Raw genomic sequence first — 18,946 nt, 5'->3', positions numbered from 1 at the left:
CCCCAGCGCCCCGGGGGCTCCGCCCCCGGGCCCCCGATCGGCCTGCGGCCTCGTCCTCAATCGCCGGACGGGCCGGTTCTGCCTGGACTCGGCTGAAAGGCCCCCGCTCGGCTGCACACCCAGCCCCTCCGGCGTTTGAGGAGCGGGGCCCAGGGGGTGGCACCCCCTGGCGGGTCGAAGGGTCGGAGCCCCTGGGGACGAACACCACTCACCGCAACCACCAAGCCCTGGACAGACACATGTTCCGTACCGCCCTGCGCAACGTGCTCGCGCACAAGGCCAGGCTGCTCATGACCGTGCTCGCCGTGATGCTCGGCGTGGCGTTCGTGTCGGGCACCCTGGTGTTCACCAACACCATCTCGAACGCCTACCAGAAGAGCTCCGCCAAGGGCTTCGACCACGTGGACGTGGCCATCCAGCCCGAGAGTCGCAACGACACCGGCGACACCGTCGGCAAGGAGCCGAAGCTGACACAGGCGCTGCTCGACAAGGCGGCCGAGGTGCGCGGCGCCGACAGTGCCGTCGGGGTCGTCAGCGGCTTCACCGCCGTCGCCGGCAAGGACGGCAAGCTCATCGGCAGCGGCTTCCAGTCCCAGGGCGGGAACTACCGGGGCGACAAGGACCCGCGGTACCCGCTCGTCAGCGGGCACGCGCCCAAGGGGCAGGACGAGGTCCTCATCGACTCCCACACCGCGCAGCGCGCCGGCTTCAAGGTCGGGGACACCGTGCGGCTCTCCATCGACGGTCCCGTGCTGACGCCGAGGATCGCCGGCATCTTCACCACCGACGACGGCAACGTCGCCGCCGGAGGCAGCCTCGCCCTCTTCGACACGGCCACCGCCCAGCGGCTGTTCCACAAGGCGGGCGCGTACGACGAGATCGATGTGAAGGCCGCCCCGGGCACCAGCCAGACCGGGCTCCAGGGCGCGGTCGACGCCATCCTGCCCAAGGACGTCGCCTACACCACCACCGGCAAGCAGCTCTCCGACGACCAGGCCACGCGGATCGCCGACCAGACGAGCAGCCTGCGCAGCTCGCTGCTGGTCTTCGCGGGCATCGCGCTGTTCGTCGGCACGTTCATCATCGCCAACACCTTCACGATGCTGGTAGCCCAGCGCACCAAGGAGCTGGCGCTGCTGCGGGCGGTCGGCGCCTCCCGCCGTCAGGTCACCCGGTCCGTGCTGATCGAGGCGTTCGTGGTCGGCGCGGTCGCGGCCGTCACCGGGCTCGTCGCCGGCATCGGCATCGGCGCGGGCCTGCGGTCCCTGATGGGCAGGCTCGGCGGCAGCGTTCCGGACGGGCCGCTCGTCATCTCCCCGGGCACGGTCGCCACCGCCCTCGCCGTCGGTATCCTGATCACGATGCTGGCCGCCTGGCTGCCCGGCCGCCGCGCCGCGAAGATCCCGCCGGTCGCCGCGATGAGCAGCGTCCACGCCAAGGCCACCACCAAGTCCCTCGTCCTGCGGAACACGCTGGGCGCCCTGCTGGCCGCCGCCGGCGTCGTCACCGTCCTGTACGCCACCACGCTGGACAACACCTCGGACGCCCAGGCCCCGATGGGCCTCGGCGCGGCCCTCCTGGTCGTCGGCGTCTTCGTCCTCACGCCGCTGCTGTCCCGCCCGCTGATCGCGGCCGCCGCGCCCGTCCTGCGCGTCTTCGGTGTCGCGGGCAAGCTGGCCCGGCAGAACTCGGTGCGCAACCCGCGCCGTACCGCGGCCACCGCCTCCGCCCTGATGGTCGGCCTGACCCTGATCACCGGTCTGACGGTGATGGCGGGCAGTCTGCAGGCCGCGATCGACAAGATGGCGTCCTCCGCGATCAAGGCGGACTACGTGGTGTCCATGGCGAACCGCTACCCGCTCTCTCCCGACGTCGAGAAGACCCTGAAGTCGACCGAAGGCGTCGCCGCGACCAGCCCGCTGCGCAACGCGCCCTCCCGCATCGACGGACAGACCGAGTACCTGACCGGCGTGAACGGCGCCACGATCGGCGAGCTGACGGACCTGAAGCTCGACGAGGGCACCTTCAAGGTCGGCGGCACCCAGGTCGTCGTCGACGACGACACCTCCAAGTCCCACCACTGGACGGCCGGATCCCGGTTCCCGGTGTCGTACGAGGACGGCAGGAAGCAGCAGTTGACGATCGTCGGCGTGTACCAGGGCACCGAGATGATGCGCGGCATCATGCTGGACAACGCGACGCTCTCCCCGCACCAGAGCGACCCGTCCGACATGCAGGTGATGGTGAAGACGTCCGGCGGCGCCTCCTCCTCGGCCAAGGACCGGCTGGTGAAGGCCCTCGGCGACAACCCGGCCATCGAGGTGCAGGACAAGAAGGACATCTCCAACAGCGTCGCGCAGGTCTTCACGCTGATGCTGAACATCCTCTACGGCCTGCTCGCCATGGCGGTGATCGTCGCCGTCCTCGGTGTCATCAACACCCTCGCCATGTCCGTCTTCGAGCGTGCGCAGGAGATCGGGACGCTCCGCGCGATCGGCCTGGACCGCAAGGGCATCAAGCGGATGGTCCGTCTGGAGTCCCTCGTCATCTCGCTGTTCGGCGGGGTGCTCGGCATCGGGCTCGGTGTGTTCTTCGGCTGGGCGGCCGGTGAACTGCTCGGCACGAAGATGGCGACGTACGAACTGGTCCTGCCCTGGGCCCGGATGGCCGTGTTCCTCCTGCTGGCGGCGGTCGTCGGCGTCCTGGCCGCGCTGTGGCCGGCCCGGCGCGCGGCGCGCCTGAACATGCTGACGGCGATCAAGTCCGAGTAGCGGTACGTACGACAAGGGGCCCCGTTCCACGCCGGAACCGGGCCCCTTCGTCGTACGGGCGAGACTCACGCGCCCCAGGTGCGCGCCCGCAGCGGCATCCCGGACGCGCCCGACTCCGGTGTCCGTACCGCGAGGACCTGGTTGACGCCGATGCGGTTGCGTTCGAAGGCGAGGGCGGAGGCCGCCATGTACAGGCGCCAGACGCGGGCCCGTCCGGGGCTGGTGAGCGCTTGCGCCCGCACCCACTCGGCCTCCAGGTTGGCGACCCAGCGGCGCAGGGTGAGGCCGTAGTGCTCGCGCAGCGACTCCACGTCGCGGACCTCGAACCCGGCGCGCTCCAGCTGGGTCACCGTGGTGCCGATGGGGGCCAGTTCGCCGTCGGGGAAGACATAGGCGTCGATGAACGCGTCGACGGAGTACGAGGACTCGTCCTGCTCCGGGCGCCGGGCGATCTGGTGGTTGAGCAGCCGCCCGCCGGGCTTGAGCAGGGCGTTCAGAGCACGGGCGTACTCCAGGTATCTCTCCGCGCCGACGTGTTCCGCCATGCCGATGGAGGAGATGGCGTCATAGGGGCCGTCGGCGACGTCGCGGTAGTCCTGCACCCGGATCTCGACACGATCGGTGAGGCCTTCGTCGGCGACCCGCTTGCGGACGTAGGCGGCCTGCTCCTGGGAGAGGGTGACGCCGACGACGCTCGCGCCGTGCTCGCGGGCGGCGTGGATGGCCATGGAGCCCCAGCCGCAGCCGACGTCGAGGAGGCGCTGACCGGGCTTCAGGTCGAGTTTGCGGCAGACGAGTTCCAGCTTGTCGCGCTGGGCGTTCTCGAGGGTGCCGTCCGGCGATTCCCAGTAGGCGCAGGAGTACACCATGGACGGGCCGAGGACGATCTCGTAGAAGTCGTTGCCGACGTCGTAGTGGTGGCTGATGGCGCGTTTGTCGGTGCGCCGGGTGTGCAGATGGCCGCGGACCCGGCGGGCCTCCTCGCGGGGCGGCGGAGGCGGCGGGAAGGGCCCGGCCAGCTTCACGAGTCCGCGGACGGCGGCGCGGACGTCAGGGTCGCGGAGCGCCTGGGTGAGGGTGCGGGCGTCCTCTCCGCGTTCCCAGATCAGGCCGGCCATGAGGTCGAGGGCGGTGTACAGGTCGCCGTCGATGCCCAGGTCCCCGGCGACCCAGGCACGGGCGAGGCCCAGTTCGCCCGGCTTCCACAGCAGGCGGCGCAGGGCGCGGCGGTTGCGCACGACGAGGGCGGGAGCTCCCGGAGGCCCTGCCTCGGAGCCGTCCCAGGCGCGGACGCGCACGGGGAGCGGGGCTCCCACGATCTGTTCGACGAGGCTCTTCAGCCGCGGCGCGGCGTCTGCCATGGTGCACACCTCCGTGACGGGGGATCCCGGAATGTCCGACACCACGTAAACATCTGCGGGGCTCGACCGCAGTCCCCCGTTGGCGTTACGGCTGTGCAAAATGCCTGCGCACACCGCGGAAGGGGTACGGGCCCGGATACGCCGAAGGGGCCGCCCGCACCACGGATGGCGGGCGGCCCCTTCGGGCGCTGTCGGTGACCGGGGGTCAGGAGGCCTTGGCCTTCTCCTCCGACTTGCGCGCGGCGGCGACCGGGGCCGGCTTGGCGGCCTCGTAGAACTCCTCGCGCGGGGACTCGATCGCGCCGAGCGAGACGACCTCGCGCTTGAGGAACATGGCGAGCGTCCAGTCCGCGAAGACGCGGATCTTCCGGTTCCAGGTCGGCATGGCCAGACCGTGGTAGCCGCGGTGCATGTACCAGGCGAGGCGGCCCTTGAGCTTGATCTTCATCTTGCCCATGACGATCATCGCGACGCCCTTGTGCAGGCCGAGGCCCGCGACCGCGCCCTTGTTGGCGTGGCTGTAGTCCTTCTGCGGGAAGCCCCGCATACCGGAGATCACGTTGTCGCCGAGCACCCTGGCCTGGCGCAGCGCGTGCTGGGCGTTGGGCGGGCACCAGGCGTTCTCCACACCGGCCTTGCGGGCGGCGATGTCGGGCACCTGGGCGTTGTCACCGGCGGCCCAGATGTAGTCCGTGCCCTTGACCTGGAGCGTGGGCTCGCAGTCGACGTGACCGCGCGGGCCGAGCGGCAGGCCGAAGCGGGCCAGCGCCGGGTTGGGCTTGACGCCCGCGGTCCACACGATGGTGTTGGAGTCGACCTCGAGGCCGTTCTTGAGCACCACGTGGCCGTCGACGCAGGACTCCATGGAGGTGGACAGGTAGACCTCGACGCCGCGGCCCTCGAGGTGCTCCTTGCCGTACTTGCCGAGCTTGGGGCCGACCTCGGGGAGGATCTTGTCGGCGGCGTCGACGAGGACGAAGCGCATGTCCTCGCGGGACACGTTCTTGTAGTACTTGGCCGCGTCCCGGGCCATGTCCTCGACCTCGCCGATGGTCTCGGCACCGGCGAAGCCACCGCCGATGAAGACGAAGGTGAGCGCCTTGCGGCGGATCTCCTCGTCGGTCGTGGAGTCGGCCTTGTCGAGCTGTTCGAGAACGTGGTTGCGCAGGCCGATGGACTCCTCGATGCCCTTCATGCCGATGCCCTGTTCGGCGAGGCCGGGGATCGGGAAGGTGCGGGAGACCGCGCCGAGCGCGATGACCAGGTAGTCGAAGGCCAGCTCGTACGCCTCGCCGACCAGCGGGGCGATCGTGGCGACCTTGCGGTCCTGGTCGATGGTGGTGACCCGGCCGGTGAGGACCTCCGCCTTCGGCAGCACGCGTCGCAGCGGGACGACGACGTGCCGGGGGGAGATGCTGCCGGCGGCGGCTTCGGGGAGGAAGGGCTGGTAGGTCATGTACGAGCGCGGGTCGACGACCGTGACGGTCGCCTCGCCGTAGCGCATCTTCTTCAGAATGCGACGAGCTGCGTACAGGCCTACGTACCCACCGCCTACTACGAGGATCCTGGGACGCTCCGTGGTGCTCATGCCATCGAGTATCCACCCGCCTCAGGGGGGTGGCTCGTGCGCCCCTTCACAAGCTTGGGTGGGGTATCTGCTACACTTCGCCGCCCACGTGACCAAGGTCATGGTGCCGGGTAATGGGCCCCGGGGCGAACTGTCCGTTGTCAAGGCCGCGTGAGCTGCCCTTCCGGGTTCCGAAGCGCCCCATCGGGGCTCCGCACAGGGCCTCTCCGATCCCCTCGGGACACCCTCCGACGCGCTCGTGCGAGCAGCTTCGGAGCCCCCATGAGCCACACGGACGGCCCAACGGCCGCGAATCGCCGCCCAGCAGGGGCGTTTCTCTTGTGAAGAACTTCACGAAGTTTTCTGGCGGCCTGTCGGCCGGGGGCCGGGAAGGCCCCGGGAACCGCGCTCATACGTTACCCAACCTGCTCAGGAGAGGCTACCGGTGGGTAGAAAAATCTCGGCATGAGGACGCGTGAGGGGCTGTCAGGGTGGTGGCGAGAAGGAGGAGTCGGGCTCCATGGGGGCTGCGGCGCGCGGAGGGGGGTGCGGGCCGCTCGGGGGCTGAGGGCCGGGGTTGCTCGCCCCCGCCGCCCCTACCCATCCCGTCCCTGGGGGCTGCCGCCCCCAGACCCCCGCTGACCCTGAGGGCTGCCGCTCCAGATCCCCGCTGAGGGCGACCGCCTGAGGAGGATTCGCTGAGGACGACTCGCTGAGGACGGCTCGCTGAGGACGCGGGGCCAAGGGCGCGCGGCACCGGCCAGGCCGACCCTCGGGCAGAGGGCCCGGCGGCGGCGAGCCGGCGCCGTCCGACCCGTACGGAAGATCCGGGCGCGGACGCACGGCTCCGAGGTCGGCCACCGCTCCGGTCGACGACCGCCCCACGGCATCCGGGCCCACAGGCCGATACGGCCGCGCTCCCGCGCCCGACGACCACCCCACCGCCTCCCCCGGCCCCGCCAAGCCGATACGGCCGACTGCGCTGCCGCGCCCGACAACCGCCCCACCGCCTCCCCCGGCCCCGCCAGGCCGGTACGGCCGGCCGCCCTGACACGCCCGGCCCGGAGACGTCCCCGGGGTCGAGTTCAGGGGAAGCGGCGGTGGTTACGCGATCGACCAGGCGATGCCGTCGAGGATGTCGTGCTCGCTGACCACGACCTCCGTCGCGTCGATCCGTTCCATGATCGCCAGGAGTACGAGGGCGCCAGCGCCGATGACGTCCACGCGGCCCGGGTGCATCGACGGGATCGCCGCGCGCTCGGCGTGGGTGGAGTGGAGCAGCGCACTTGTGATCTCCCGAACCCGGTCGTGGGAGATCCGGGAGTGGTGGATCCGCGTCGAGTCGTACTCCGGGAGGTCCTGGGCGATCGCCGAGACCGTGGTGACCGACCCCGCGAGACCCACCAGCGTGTGCGCCTCCCGCAGCGGCACCGTCTGCTCCGCCAGGTCCAGCGCGGCCTCGATGTCGGAGCGTATGGCCGCGATCTGCTCCTCGGTCGGCGGGTCGGTGACCACCCCGTCCCGCACGAGGTGGCGCTCGGTCATACGGACGCAGCCGATGTCCACGGACCGCGCGGCGCGCACATGGCCGTCGCCGACGACGAACTCCGTGGAGCCGCCGCCGATGTCCACCACCAGGAACGGCGTGGCCAGATCCGTGCGGCCCATCAGCTCCCGGGTCGCCCCCGTGAAGGAGAACTCCGCCTCCTGGTCGCCGGAGATGACCTCCGGTTCGACGCCGAGGATGTCCACCACGCCGCGGACGAACTCGTCCCGGTTCTCCGCGTCCCGTGAGGCGGACGTGGCGACGAACCGGATCCGCTCGGCGCCGTGCTTCCTGATGACCTCGGCGTACTCCCGGCAGGCGGCGAACGTGCGCTCCAGCGCCTCGGGCGCCAGGCGTCCGGTGCGGTCCACGCCCTGCCCCAGCCGGACGATGGTCATCCGCCGGTCCAGGTCGACCAGTTCGCCCGTGGCGCCCGCGCCGGAGGCGCTGTCGGACACAGTCGCGTCGGCGACCAGGAGCCGGATGGAGTTCGTACCGCAGTCGATGGCGGCGACCCGCGTCATTTGGTGTCCTCCTCGGAAACCTCGGCCCCCACGCACGACCCCTTGCGCCACCACTCCGGCAGCATCGCGATCGCCTCGTCGCCGAGCGGGTTGACGCCCGGTCCGGCCGCCAGGGAGTGCGCCACCAGGACGTGCAGGCACTTCACCCGGTCCGGCATGCCGCCCGCGCTGGGGAAGCCCTCCAGTACCTCGATGGCGTCGCGGCGGGCGATGTAGTCCTCGTGCGCGGCGCGGTAGGCGGCGGCCAGTTCCGGGTCCGTGGCCAGGCGCTCGGTCATCTCCTTCATGACGCCGTCGGCCTCCAGCGTGCCGATCGCGGAGGCGGCCTTGGGGCACGTCAGGTAGTACGTCGTCGGGAACGGGGTGCCGTCGGGGAGCCGCGGCGCCGTCTCCACGACGTCCGGCTGCCCGCAGGGGCACCGGTGCGCGATCGCGCGCAGCCCCCGCGGGGGGCGCCCGAGCTGCTGCTTGACGGCCTCGACGTCCGCGTCCGTCGGCTCGGTGCGCGGGGTGGGCGGCGGAGGGGTTTCCATGGCTCTCTTTCGGGCTGTCTTTCTCGGGTGCGTCGGGGCGCGTCGGTTTGCGTCGGTATGCGTCCGGGTGCGTGACGGGCGCGTCAAGGCGCGGTGCGCTCACCGGCCGGACCGTCGGCCCTGTCCGCCTTGTCGGCCCTGTCCACCGCGTCCCAGAGGCCGGCGTACCAGGGGCGTACGGCCGTCGTCCGGTCCGCGCGCGACGGCTTGACCGCGTCCGGGTCGATCATGATGTAGCCGGTCTCCCCCGGCATCACATAGTGCAGCCGCTGCCGGATCTGCTGCTCCGCGTAGGCGTCGTCCTGCCAGCGCGCCTTCAGGTCACGCAGCTGTTCGACGCGCTTGCGGGCCTGCTCCTGTCGCCGCTCCAGGTCGGCGATCTCGCCGCGCTGGGAGACGTACTGCCGCATCGGGTAGGCCAGCGCCACGATCAGCGAGCACAGGACGAGGGCGAGGAGCGCGGCCCGGCCGGTGAGCCGGGAGCGGCGGGCCTGGCGCCGGGTCTGGGAGCGGTAGACCCGGGCGGCCGTCTGCTCGCCGAGCAGCCTGAGCCTGGTCGCGGTGGAGAACCGGTCGCGGTCCTTCCCGGCCATGTCTCCCGCCTCCCCTTCACACGCGCGTACGTCCCCGCACACGGTACGGGACCGAGTACGGGGACGTACGTACGACCGGCCAAGCCTGGCTCGGGCTTGTCCCAGCGGCTTGCTCCGGCCTCGTCTCAGCCCTTGAAGCGGGGGAAGGCCGAACGGCCGGCGTACACCGCGGCGTCGTCGAGGATCTCCTCGATGCGCAGCAGCTGGTTGTACTTGGCGACGCGCTCGGAGCGGGCCGGGGCACCGGTCTTGATCTGGCCGCAGTTGGTGGCGACGGCCAGGTCGGCGATGGTGACGTCCTCGGTCTCGCCGGAGCGGTGGGACATCATGCACTTGAAGCCGTTGCGCTGGGCCAGCTCGACGGCGTCCAGGGTCTCGGTCAGCGAACCGATCTGGTTGACCTTGACCAGCAGGGCGTTGGCCGCCCCCTCCTCGATGCCGCGGGCCAGGCGCTCGGGGTTGGTGACGAACAGGTCGTCGCCGACCAGCTGGACCTTGTCGCCGAGCTTGTCGGTGATGACCTTCCAGCCGGCCCAGTCGTCCTCGAACAGCGGGTCCTCGATGGAGACGAGCGGGTAGGCCGCGACGAGCTCCTCGTAGTACTCCGTCATCTCGGCGGCGGAGCGCTCCTTGCCCTCGAAGAGGTACTTGCCGTCCTTGTAGAACTCGGAGGCGGCGACGTCCAGGGCGAGGGCGATCTGCTGGCCGGGGGCGTAGCCGGCCTCCTTGACGGCCTCGAGGATGAGGTCGAGGGCCTCACGGTTGGAGCCGAGGTTCGGGGCGAAGCCGCCCTCGTCGCCGAGGCCGGTGGACAGGCCCTTGCTCTTCAGGACCTTCTTCAGCGTGTGGTAGACCTCGGTGCCCCAGCGCAGGGCCTCGGAGAAGGACTCCGCGCCGATCGGGGCGATCATGAACTCCTGGATGTCCACGTTGGAGTCGGCGTGCGAGCCGCCGTTCAGGATGTTCATCATCGGCACCGGCAGCAGGTGCGCGTTCGGGCCGCCCAGGTAACGGAACAGGGGCAGGTCGCTCGCCTCGGAGGCGGCGTGGGCGACGGCGAGGGAGACGCCGAGGATCGCGTTGGCGCCGAGGGAGCCCTTGTTGTCGGTGGCGTCCAGGTCCATCATCGCCTGGTCGATCAGGCGCTGCTCGGTGGCGTCGTAGCCGACCAGCTCCGGGCCGATCTGCTCGATGACGGCGAGGACGGCCTTCTCGACACCCTTGCCCTGGTAGCGGTTGGGGTCACCGTCGCGGAGCTCGATGGCCTCGAAGGCGCCGGTGGAGGCGCCGGACGGGACGGCGGCACGACCCGTGCTGCCGTCGTCGAGGCCGACCTCGACCTCGACCGTGGGGTTGCCTCGGGAGTCCAGGATTTCCCGGGCTACGACGACGTCGATGGACGGCACGAGCATCTCCTTCTTGGATGTGACGCTGGAAGTGCGGGGCTGTCTGCCTTGCGGCTGTGCCTTGCGACTAGAGCCTAACCGCCCCGGGGTGTCGGCCGGCCTACCGACCGTCCCGTGGACAGGGTGACGGTACACATTGTTCCCGTCCGGAACAAAGGGCCGGGGAAAGGCGGGGTGAAATCCGCGCGGCCGGGCGGCGAAGCGGCCGGACGACAAAGGGGCCGGACAGCACAAAGCCCCGCTCCGGCGCGTACGGGGGAACACGCGCCGGAGCGGGGAGCCCGCGGGGACGGGGTGGGCCCTCACGTGACCCCCACGGTGGGGGTCACGCCTGGGAGGGGCCTGGGGCCGGCTACCGGGCGGCTGTCACTTCAGGTGCAGCTGCTGGCCCGGGTAGATCAGATCGGCGTCCTGGACGATGTCCTTGTTCAGGTCGAAGAGCTTCTGCCAGCCGCCCTGGACGTGGTGGCTCGCGGCGATCGAGCTGAGGGTGTCGCCCTTGACCACCTTGTACTCGCCGTCGCCCTTCTCGACCTTCCGGCCGGTCGGGGTGGTGACGGTCTTCTGCGGGGCCGGGCGCTGCGTGGAGCGGTTGGCCGCCTGCTGCTCGGTCGAGCGGGTGGTGCTCTTCGTGGTGGTGGTGCTCTTCGCGCTGCTCGAGGAGCCGGTGGCCGCGGAACCGTTGTACGTGGCGCTGGTCAGACCCTTGCCGCACACCGGCCAGGCGCCCTTGCCCTGGCCCGCGAGGACCTTCTCCGCGATGGCTATCTGCTGGCCCTCGGTGGCCAGGTCGGCGCGGGAGGCGTAGGCGGTGCCGCCGTACGCGGCCCAGGTGGAGTTCGTGAACTGCAGACCACCGTAGAAGCCGTTGCCGGTGTTGATGTGCCAGTTGCCGCCGGACTCGCACCGGGCGACGGCGTCCCACTGGGCGGCGGTGGCCGCGGAGGCGTTCCCGGCCGCGAGGAGCGGGCCGGCGATGGCAGCGCCGGCGACACCGGCGAGCGCGATGACACGGGTGGCCTTGGACGAGCGGCGGTGCTTACCGTTGCCGGAACACAGCATGGTTCGTTCCCCTCACCGACGCCTGCGAGGTGAGCTGTCGGGTTCGGGCCGGTTGAGTTGCCCGGCCGTGCCCCTTGCGGGACACGGCTTCACCCCGAGCCGCTTCCGGTCAACTCCCGGACGCGGCGCCTACCTTGGGTCCCCCGCTCCTGCCTACGGCGCTTGACGCGACGACTGTTCCCGTACGGCCGCTGGCAGGATTCGGCGTTGCGACCGCAGGGGCTCGCTGTGGCGAGCGATCACGACCGTAAGCAGTCGATCGCCGGAATTTCAAAGACGATCAGGGCTTATGAGACTCATATCTCACTTTCGCCAAATAGGACATTCGGCGCTAAATGGGTCGCGAACTTCCGTCATACAAAGGGCAGTTCAGGACGACCCGCCGGTCGGGTCGACGTCGAGCGCAAGGCTCTGACCGGGGAGGATGAGGTTCGGATCGGCACCGACCGTCTGCTTGTTCGCCTCGTACAGCGCCGTCCATCCGCCGCCGAGGTCAAGGGAGTCGGCGATGGACGACAGATTGTCCCCGGGGCGGACGGTGTACGAGCCGTCGACGGCGTCGCGCGCGTCCGCGGTGCCGCGTGAGGCGTGCCGGCCGGACGCGTCCGACGCACGGCCGTCCGCGGCACTCTCTTCGGCGCTGTCTCCGCGGTGACGACCGGCACCCGAGGTCTCGGTCGAACTCGCCCCCGGCGAGGCATCGCTCTGTGCCGACTTGCCCGACTCATCGCTCTTCGACGTGGCCGTCGGCGCGCTACCGGACTCCTGTGCGCTCTTGGCTGTGTCGGCGCTCGACGCCCCGGACGAGGGCGAGGACGAGGAAGGCGAAGGGGACGAAGAGGATGAAGAAGGCGACGGAGTGGTCGACGCGGATGATCCGGACGAGTCGGACAGACCGGAGTCGATGCCGGAATCGAGGCCGGAGTCGGAGGACGATCCGCCGCCGGACGACGAGTCCCCGGCGACACCCGTGTCGACGTCGGCGGAGCCGGAGTCCCTGCTCAGACCGTTCAGCAGGCCGCAGGTGCCCCAGACCCCGACGCCCCCGGCCGCCAGGACCTTCTCGGCGACGGCGATCTGCTGTGAACGGCTCGCCTGGTCGGGGCTCGGCGCGTAGTCGAGACCGCCGAACTTGTCCCAGTCGTCCTGCGTCAGCTGCAGCCCGCCGTAGTGGCCGTTGCCGGTGTCCGCGCTCCATGAGCCGCCGCTGACGCAGTCCGCGACCTGGTCCCAGGTGGCGCCGGTGGCCGCGCTCGCGCCGGTGGCGCCGAGCAGCGGGATCGCGATCGCTGATCCGGTCACCCCTGCCGCGACGAGGAGAGCCGGAGCCTGACGGGGGCGACGGTGACGACCGTTCCCGGAGAGCATGCGGTTGCCTTTCACACGACAGCATCGACCGACGCGACGGCCGTGGCGTGCGGACCGCCGCGTTGCTGCGTGAACGTATCGGCACTAGATCGCTTGTCACAAGTTAATGCAGCGTAGATCACGTGAAGATCACAGAGGTGAGATCCTGTCACCTACTTGTGACCGTCCGTTTGTTCGCCGTGTCATGTCCGGATGTCGGCGGGACGTTCGTGACCTTTCTCCGGTACCGGTGTGAATGCCACGGGCAGCGTGCGCAGGCCCCGCATGATGAGTCCGCCGCGCCAGCGCAACGCGGACGGGTCGACCGCGAGCCGCAGGTCCGGCAGGCGGGTCAGGAGCGTGGCGAGCGCCGTCTGTCCCTCCAGGCGGGCCAGGGGCGCGCCCAGGCAGTAGTGGATGCCGTGCCCGTACCCGAGGTGCTGGTTGTCGCGGCGGGAGAGGTCGAGGACGTCCGGGTCGGCGAACCGCGCCGGGTCCCGGTCCGCGGCGGCCAGGACCACCAGGACGGGGTCGCCGGGGGCGATGTCCTGTCCGCCGACGGTGAGCGGCCGTGTGGCGAAACGCCAGGTGGCCAGCTCCACCGGGCCGTCGTAGCGCAGCAGCTCCTCGACGCCCGTCTCGAGCAGGTCGCGTTCCCCGGCGGCGAGCGACCGCTGCAGACGGGCCCGCTGCCCGGGGTGCCCGAGGAGCGCGAACGTGCCGTTCCCGATGAGGTTGACGGTGGTCTCGAACCCTGCGAAGAGCAGGATGAAGGCCATCGCGGCGGCCTCGTTCTCGGTGAGGTGCTCGCCGTGGTCGGAGGCGCGGATGAGCCCGGAGATGAGGTCCTCGCCGGGGCCGGGCTCGACGGGTAGCGCCAGGCGCTTGCGATGGATGAGGTCGGCGAGGTAGCCGCGCATCTTCTTCACGGACCGCGCGACGCCGCCCCTCGGTCCTCCCCCGTGGCGGATCATCATCCCGGCCCAGTCCCGGAAGTCGTCCTGGTCCTCGCGCGGGACGCCGAGCATGTCGCAGATGGCGTAGATGGGGAGCGGGAAGGCGAACTCGTGGATGAGGTCGGCCTCTCCCCTGCCCGCGAACCGGTCGATGAGCTGGTCGGTGAGTTCCTGGACCCGCGGCGCGAACTCCGCGACACGCCGGGGCGTGAAGGCCTTGGAGACGAGCCGGCGCAGCCGGGTGTGGTCCGGCGGGTCGATGTTGAGCAGATGGGTCATCAGCTCCGCCTTGCGCTCGCCGGGGATGCCGGTCTTGCCCTTGGCGTGCGCGGGCTCGTCGTGATGCGCCGGGTTCTTGCTCAGCCGCGGGTCGGCGAGGGCCTGCTTGGCATCCACGTACCGGGTGACCAGCCAGGCCTCCACACCGCTCGGCAGCCTCGTCCGGTGCACGGGGGCGTGCTCACGCAGCCAGGCGTAGGCGGGGTACGGGTCGGCGGCGAACTCCCAGGTGAACAGTTCGGGGGCCGGGGAGGCGGTCTCGTTCACTTCCTCGAGCCCCCGCTCTCCACCTCCCGGATCGCGTCCCGGTACGCGCGTGCCGCCGCGCGCAGGGCCGCCTCCGGGTCCACGCCCTCCGTCTCCGCGCGCGCGGCCAGCGCCAACAACTCGTAGCCGATGCCGTCGCCCTGCGGGAGCGGGACCTGAAGGGCCGCCGTGCGGACGCGGGAGTGCAGCTTCGCGGCGAGGGCGAGGCCCGGCTGGCCGAGCGGGATGCCCTCCGTCACCGACGTGCGCCGCTTCTCCACCGCCTTGGTCCGCAACCAGTGCTCCTTGACCTCCTCCGGCGTCGTCGCGGTCTCGTCCCCGAACACGTGCGGGTGGCGGTGGATCAGCTTGGCGACGATGCCGCCCGCCACGTCGTCGATGGAGAAGGGCGCCTCCGCGTGCTCCTCGGCTATCCGGGCGTGGAAGACGACCTGGAGCAGGACGTCGCCCAGCTCCTCCCGCAGCTCCTCGCGATCGCCCGCCTCGATGGCCTCGACCAGTTCGTACGCCTCCTCGATGCCGTACTTGGCCAGGCCCAGGTGGGTCTGCCGGGACGACCAGGGGCACTCGGCGCGGATGCGGTCCATGACCTGCACCAGGTCCAGGAGACGGGCGCCCGGGAGGTCGTACGACGCGGGCAGCAGCTCCAGCTCCGGCATCTGGACGCGGCCTGATCCGGCGAGGCGCGCCAGGCCGTCCGTCAGCGCGGGCTCGCCCTCACCCGTGGCGACGACGACCACCGTGCGCCCGCCGGCGCAGGCGTCGACCAGCTCCTGCGCGCTCGGGGCGGCCTCCTCGACCGCTATGCCCGCCTCGCGCAGATAGGGCAGCTGCGGGTGCGCGCCGTACGCGCACAGGACCCGGTCGGCGGCGTGCAGTGCCTGCCAGGCGGGCCAGGACAGGAGACCGGGCGCGACCCGGTGGCTGGTGGTGAGCAGGACGATCCGGCCGGGCTCGGCGGTCGCCCCCGGTCCCGGGGCCGCTTCGAAGCTGGTTGCGTTCACCCTCCGAACGTAACGCACGCCACGGACGGCCCCCGGAGTTGTCCACAGGCATGGGCCCATCGCCGCCGGAGTTGTCCACAGGCCCCGGAGCACCACTCCCGGACGCCTACCGCCCGGCCCCAGTCCCGTACCGCCCGTCTACGCCGTCTGCTGCGCAGCCGCCGCCGTGACCTCCTTGACCCACGGGGTCTTCGCGTCCGCCAGGCTGCTCTTCTGCACGTCCCAGGTGCCGTAGCGGGGGTTCAGGTCGACGTGCAGCTCCCGAGACGCCTGCGACATGGCCTTCCAGAACGCGGCCTTGCCCTCGGTCGTGCTCATGTCCGCGCCGAGCGCGGCGGCCAGTTTCTGCGCCTCGACCTCCGTGCGGAGGCTGTCGTCGAGGCGCTGGGGAGCCACCCCGTACTGCTCAAGCCACACGGTCTGCAGCTGCTTCGCGCCGCCCGCCTGCGCCTGGAGGTCCGCCCGCATCTGTTCGACGTCCCTGGCGGTGACGCTCACGCCCGCGTTCTTCGCGGCGCGGTCCAGGACCCGGTCCAGGACCAGGCTGTGCAGCGTGTCGCGGGTGAGGCTGCCGGTCTGGGCGACCGCCTGCCCGTACTGGGCGTCGCCCGTGGCGGCGGCGCGCTGGGCCGCGCGCACCTCGTCCACCCGGCTCTCCAGCTGCGCGACCGTGATCCGCTCACCTCCGACGACGGCCGCGGCACCCGGGTGCGCGGTGCCGCCGCACGCGGTGAGGAGAGGGGCCGCGACCAAGGCGGCGCTGAGGGCGATCGCGGGGCGACGGCGGTGCAAAATGACCTCCCAGGGTGGGGGATTGTGCGACGGTGCACAAGGTCTTGCGGTGATCGATGGTAAGGAGCGGACCGGCTCCGGCCAACCCATTCGACCAACGATTCACCGGCGCTTCGGGCACCGCCCGCCCCTGGTGGGCCCCCGTCCGGCCGCTCAGGCCCGCCCGTCCACCGCTCGCTCGACCGCCCCGGCCACGTCGGCGCGCAGCGTGTCGCCGGTGTCGAGCCTGGTCACATTGGCACCGGCGGTCTCGCCGCCCCCGGTGCCGACGAGCACGAAGCCGACCTTCCGGTACCCCGGTGCCGTCTGCGCGGCGGCCGAGATCTCGGCCCGGCCGACGGCGAGCACCACGTCGCAGGAGCGCTGCAGCAGACCGTTGAGGTACGGGCGCGCGTTGCCGGCGCTCTGCTCCCCGGTCACCGGCGCGTAGCTCACGCGCGCGTGCGTCTTGAGGGAGGCGTCCTGCATGCCCTGCCAGACCTCGGCGGCGGTGGTCCCCGCCTTGATGCCCTTGTCATCGGTGAGCAGGCAGACGTCGACGTCGTCGTAGCGCCTCGCCCGCGTGTCCGGGATCGGCGGCCGGTCGTCGTGCCGGAGAAGCAGCGTGCCGGCGACGACCACCACGGCGACGACGGCCAGCGAGCCCGCCGTCAGCGCGATGGTGCGTCCGCGGAGCGAGCGCAGCCAGGTGACGACGGCGCGCCCCACCGCGGCGGGCCGCCCCCCGGATCGCGCCTGCCCCGCCTTCCCCGGGCGCGCCTGCGCCACCTGCCTGACCTGCTTGGCCACCGGTTCCCCGCTCTCCTGCCGTACGCCGGTGTCTGGTCCCCTGCCGTACGTGTGTGTCCGCTGTCCTGCTGCATGTGTATGTCCGCTGTCCTGCCGTACGCCTGTGTCAGCGGCCGCCGGCCCGCCGCGGCCAGACCTTCCAGGCGTGGATCGAGGGGCCGGCCATCGACAGCAGGATCAGCAGGACGTCGAGCGCGAACAGCGGCCCGTGCGTGGTGTCCGGCGTCAGCTCCAGTTCGGCGACCCAGGCCGCGAGAACCGCGCTGAACGCCGCGAAGGCCCACCAGTCCGTCGCCCTGCGCCGGCGCAGGGCGAGCACGAGGGACGGCACGGGGCACAGCAGCCCCAGGCTGACGACGGGCAGTGCGGCGATGCCCGCACGCATGGCGAACAGCCGCACCGCCGGTATGGCGACGACCTTCATGTACCGCCCCTCGTGTCGTGGCTCGGCAGCCGGTTCAGCGGGTTCAGCCGGTGATGGCGACGGGCGCGTCCCAGGCGTCACGGTCCACGGTGATCGTGTAACCGTTGCGCGTCTCCTTGCTGTTCACCAAGTACTGGTGGGCGCGGCTGTGGTTGGTGTACTGGGTGGAGCCCCACGGCCAGTCCGTGGTCGTCGTGTACTGCTTGTCCCACAGCGCGTACCAGAGGTTGCCCGGCAGGTCGGTCTTGTTGGTCGCGGTGGCGATGGCCTTGGCGCTGGAGCTGCTGAAGCCGTAGTACCCGGCGCGGTAGACCTTGGCGCGCAGCTCCTTGTCGAAGGCGCGGACGTACGTCAGCACGGCGTTGTTGCACGACGTGTTCGTGATGTCGTACGGCTCCATGTCGAGGTAGATGGGGCTGCCGGCCTTCACGCCCAGCGCGGACGCCTTGGCCACCGCGTCGTTCGCGTCGCTCGTCCCCAGGGAGGCGGCGGTGGTGGCGGTGAGCTTCTCCGGGTTGGAGCCGCTCTGGCAGGGCGGCTGGGCGCCGACGTAGATCGGGATGAGCTTCCAGCCCATCGAGCTGACGGACTTCACCCAGGACGCGGTGAGGTTGGGCTGGCTGCAACCGCGGTTCTTGCCGCCGACATAGACGGCGGCCGCCCCGTAGAAACCGGTGTTCCAGGCCTTCATCGCGGCCGCCGAGGGCGCGGTGCAGGTGTCGAAGGCGTGTCCGGTGTACGTCTTCTGGGCGGGCCAGGTCGTGGCCGCCATCGACGTCTGCGCCGCTATCCCGGCACCCGCGACGACGGCGGCACCCGCCACCGACCAGGTGATGTACCTGAACTTCTTCGACTGCCGATGGCCGGCCATCCCCACCCCAATTCACGACAGGCGGACGCGTGCGGCGTCCGCTGGAAAGTCTTCTGAGCCCCTGAAGCGACGCGGGTCCGGCACGGCGACCGTCTGTACGGATTCGCAGGGAGACGTCCGCAGGCACACGGGACTTGAGCGTCCGAAGCGGATCGCACCGTAACCGACGGCGCCCTTCCGCTTGGAAAACGAACCCCCTCGATCGCCACAAGATTATCCCAGGGAACGGCAAAACCACCGGCTGAGGGGAACGACGACCCGGCCCACCGCGTCGCTCCTGCCTGATTTGGTGATCACTTGGACAGCCGCAGGGCTATGCGTGACCTGTACATGACCCGACCCCCATACGGTCCGGTCGGCGCGGCGCCCCGCGGACGCTCCAGCCTTGCCCCCTGCGCTCTCCCCGCCTGTCTGCAGGAGAGGGCAGGGGTTGAGGGTTGAGGGTTGAGGGTTGGGGATCGGGGGGTTCAGATGGAAAAACGGGTGGAAGCCGGCTGGTTCCAGCGGATCGCCTGGGTCGTCCTGGTGTGGGGATCGCTGGGCCTGCTGGTGTGGGGGCCGTTCCTGTACGCGGCGGTCCGCCGTAGGCGGCCGTCGGACTGGGGCGCCTTCGGGTCGTTCGTGCTGTACGAGTGCGTGACCCTGCCATGGGGAGCGGCCCGGGGAGAGGGGGCGGGTGACCCCGTCCTCGGCGCGGTCGTGATGTTGAGCCTGCTGACGGCGACGGGCCTGCTGCTGTTCGCCCTGTTCGACAGGCGGACGCCGCAGCGGGCGACGGTGCACGGGGCGATGCCCGCGCCTCCACCGCCGCGACGGAACCCGTACATGCGGTAGTCCGCCGCCGTACGCCCGTA

At 71.1% G+C, this 18,946-nt stretch carries 16 protein-coding genes and 1 riboswitch; of the genes, 2 read left to right on the top strand and 14 right to left on the bottom strand.

What is annotated here, in order from left to right:
* Window positions 1–239 precede the first annotated feature (239 nt).
* Window positions 240–2,771, top strand: coding sequence for an FtsX-like permease family protein (locus AB0N14_RS17380; protein ID WP_366026502.1), 2,532 nt, complete (start codon window positions 240–242; stop codon window positions 2,769–2,771).
* A gap of 65 nt (window positions 2,772–2,836) precedes the next feature.
* Here the strand turns inward: AB0N14_RS17380 and AB0N14_RS17375 are convergent, their stop codons facing one another.
* From AB0N14_RS17375 to AB0N14_RS17310, 14 genes are all read right to left on the bottom strand, one after another.
* Window positions 2,837–4,132, bottom strand: a complete 1,296-nt coding sequence (locus AB0N14_RS17375) for a cyclopropane-fatty-acyl-phospholipid synthase family protein (protein ID WP_366026501.1) — start codon at window positions 4,130–4,132, stop codon at window positions 2,837–2,839.
* Between the two features lie 205 nt (window positions 4,133–4,337).
* Window positions 4,338–5,720 carry an NAD(P)/FAD-dependent oxidoreductase gene (locus tag AB0N14_RS17370; protein WP_366026500.1) on the bottom strand — a complete coding sequence of 461 codons (1,383 nt, stop codon included), beginning with the start codon at window positions 5,718–5,720 and terminating at the stop codon, window positions 4,338–4,340.
* A gap of 1,083 nt (window positions 5,721–6,803) precedes the next feature.
* A complete protein-coding gene (locus tag AB0N14_RS17365) occupies window positions 6,804–7,769 on the bottom strand; it encodes a Ppx/GppA phosphatase family protein (RefSeq protein ID WP_366026499.1) in 966 nt (321 codons plus the stop codon).
* Window positions 7,766–8,302: a DUF501 domain-containing protein gene (locus AB0N14_RS17360; protein ID WP_366026498.1), complete on the bottom strand. Its 537-nt coding sequence runs from the start codon at window positions 8,300–8,302 to the stop codon at window positions 7,766–7,768. Before AB0N14_RS17360 ends, AB0N14_RS17365 begins: the two co-directional genes overlap by 4 nt.
* Window positions 8,303–8,385: 83 nt before the next feature.
* The gene (locus tag AB0N14_RS17355; RefSeq protein ID WP_366026497.1) at window positions 8,386–8,895 is read right to left on the bottom strand and encodes a septum formation initiator family protein; all 510 of its coding nucleotides are present in this window, start codon (window positions 8,893–8,895) and stop codon (window positions 8,386–8,388) included.
* 125 nt (window positions 8,896–9,020) lie between these two features.
* Window positions 9,021–10,307 carry a phosphopyruvate hydratase gene (gene eno, locus AB0N14_RS17350; protein ID WP_366026496.1) on the bottom strand — a complete coding sequence of 429 codons (1,287 nt, stop codon included), beginning with the start codon at window positions 10,305–10,307 and terminating at the stop codon, window positions 9,021–9,023.
* Window positions 10,308–10,667: 360 nt separating this feature from the next.
* Window positions 10,668–11,363, bottom strand: coding sequence for a transglycosylase family protein (locus AB0N14_RS17345; RefSeq protein WP_366026495.1), 696 nt, complete (start codon window positions 11,361–11,363; stop codon window positions 10,668–10,670).
* A gap of 4 nt (window positions 11,364–11,367) precedes the next feature.
* Window positions 11,368–11,534: riboswitch (cyclic di-AMP (ydaO/yuaA leader) on the bottom strand.
* A gap of 198 nt (window positions 11,535–11,732) precedes the next feature.
* Window positions 11,733–12,731 (bottom strand): transglycosylase family protein, encoded by a 999-nt coding sequence (locus AB0N14_RS17340; protein ID WP_366026494.1) that lies wholly within the window; start codon window positions 12,729–12,731, stop codon window positions 11,733–11,735.
* A 182-nt stretch (window positions 12,732–12,913) separates the two neighbouring features.
* Window positions 12,914–14,212, bottom strand: a complete 1,299-nt coding sequence (locus tag AB0N14_RS17335) for a cytochrome P450 (protein ID WP_366026493.1) — start codon at window positions 14,210–14,212, stop codon at window positions 12,914–12,916.
* Window positions 14,209–15,216, bottom strand: a complete 1,008-nt coding sequence (locus AB0N14_RS17330; RefSeq protein WP_366026491.1) for a nucleoside triphosphate pyrophosphohydrolase — start codon at window positions 15,214–15,216, stop codon at window positions 14,209–14,211. The genes AB0N14_RS17335 and AB0N14_RS17330 overlap by 4 nt, the downstream gene beginning before the upstream one ends.
* Window positions 15,217–15,354: 138 nt before the next feature.
* Window positions 15,355–16,008 carry a SurA N-terminal domain-containing protein gene (locus AB0N14_RS17325; protein WP_366026490.1) on the bottom strand — a complete coding sequence of 218 codons (654 nt, stop codon included), beginning with the start codon at window positions 16,006–16,008 and terminating at the stop codon, window positions 15,355–15,357.
* Between the two features lie 153 nt (window positions 16,009–16,161).
* Window positions 16,162–16,797 carry a hypothetical protein gene (locus AB0N14_RS17320; RefSeq protein WP_366026489.1) on the bottom strand — a complete coding sequence of 212 codons (636 nt, stop codon included), beginning with the start codon at window positions 16,795–16,797 and terminating at the stop codon, window positions 16,162–16,164.
* Window positions 16,798–16,903: 106 nt separating this feature from the next.
* Complete coding sequence (locus tag AB0N14_RS17315) at window positions 16,904–17,221, bottom strand: hypothetical protein (RefSeq protein WP_366026488.1); 318 nt, start codon at window positions 17,219–17,221, stop codon at window positions 16,904–16,906.
* 43 nt (window positions 17,222–17,264) lie between these two features.
* Entirely contained in the window at window positions 17,265–18,092 is an 828-nt protein-coding gene (locus tag AB0N14_RS17310; protein ID WP_366026487.1) for a glycoside hydrolase domain-containing protein, read from the bottom strand.
* A gap of 483 nt (window positions 18,093–18,575) precedes the next feature.
* On the opposite strand from AB0N14_RS17310, the gene AB0N14_RS17305 reads away from it, so the two are divergent.
* A complete protein-coding gene (locus tag AB0N14_RS17305; protein WP_366026486.1) occupies window positions 18,576–18,926 on the top strand; it encodes a hypothetical protein in 351 nt (116 codons plus the stop codon).
* Window positions 18,927–18,946 lie beyond the last annotated feature (20 nt).

It is taken from the genome of Streptomyces sp. NPDC051104 (assembly GCF_040682835.1).
Lineage (GTDB): Bacteria > Actinomycetota > Actinomycetes > Streptomycetales > Streptomycetaceae > Streptomyces > Streptomyces cynarae.
This window is presented reverse-complemented; position numbering and strand designations above follow the sequence as displayed.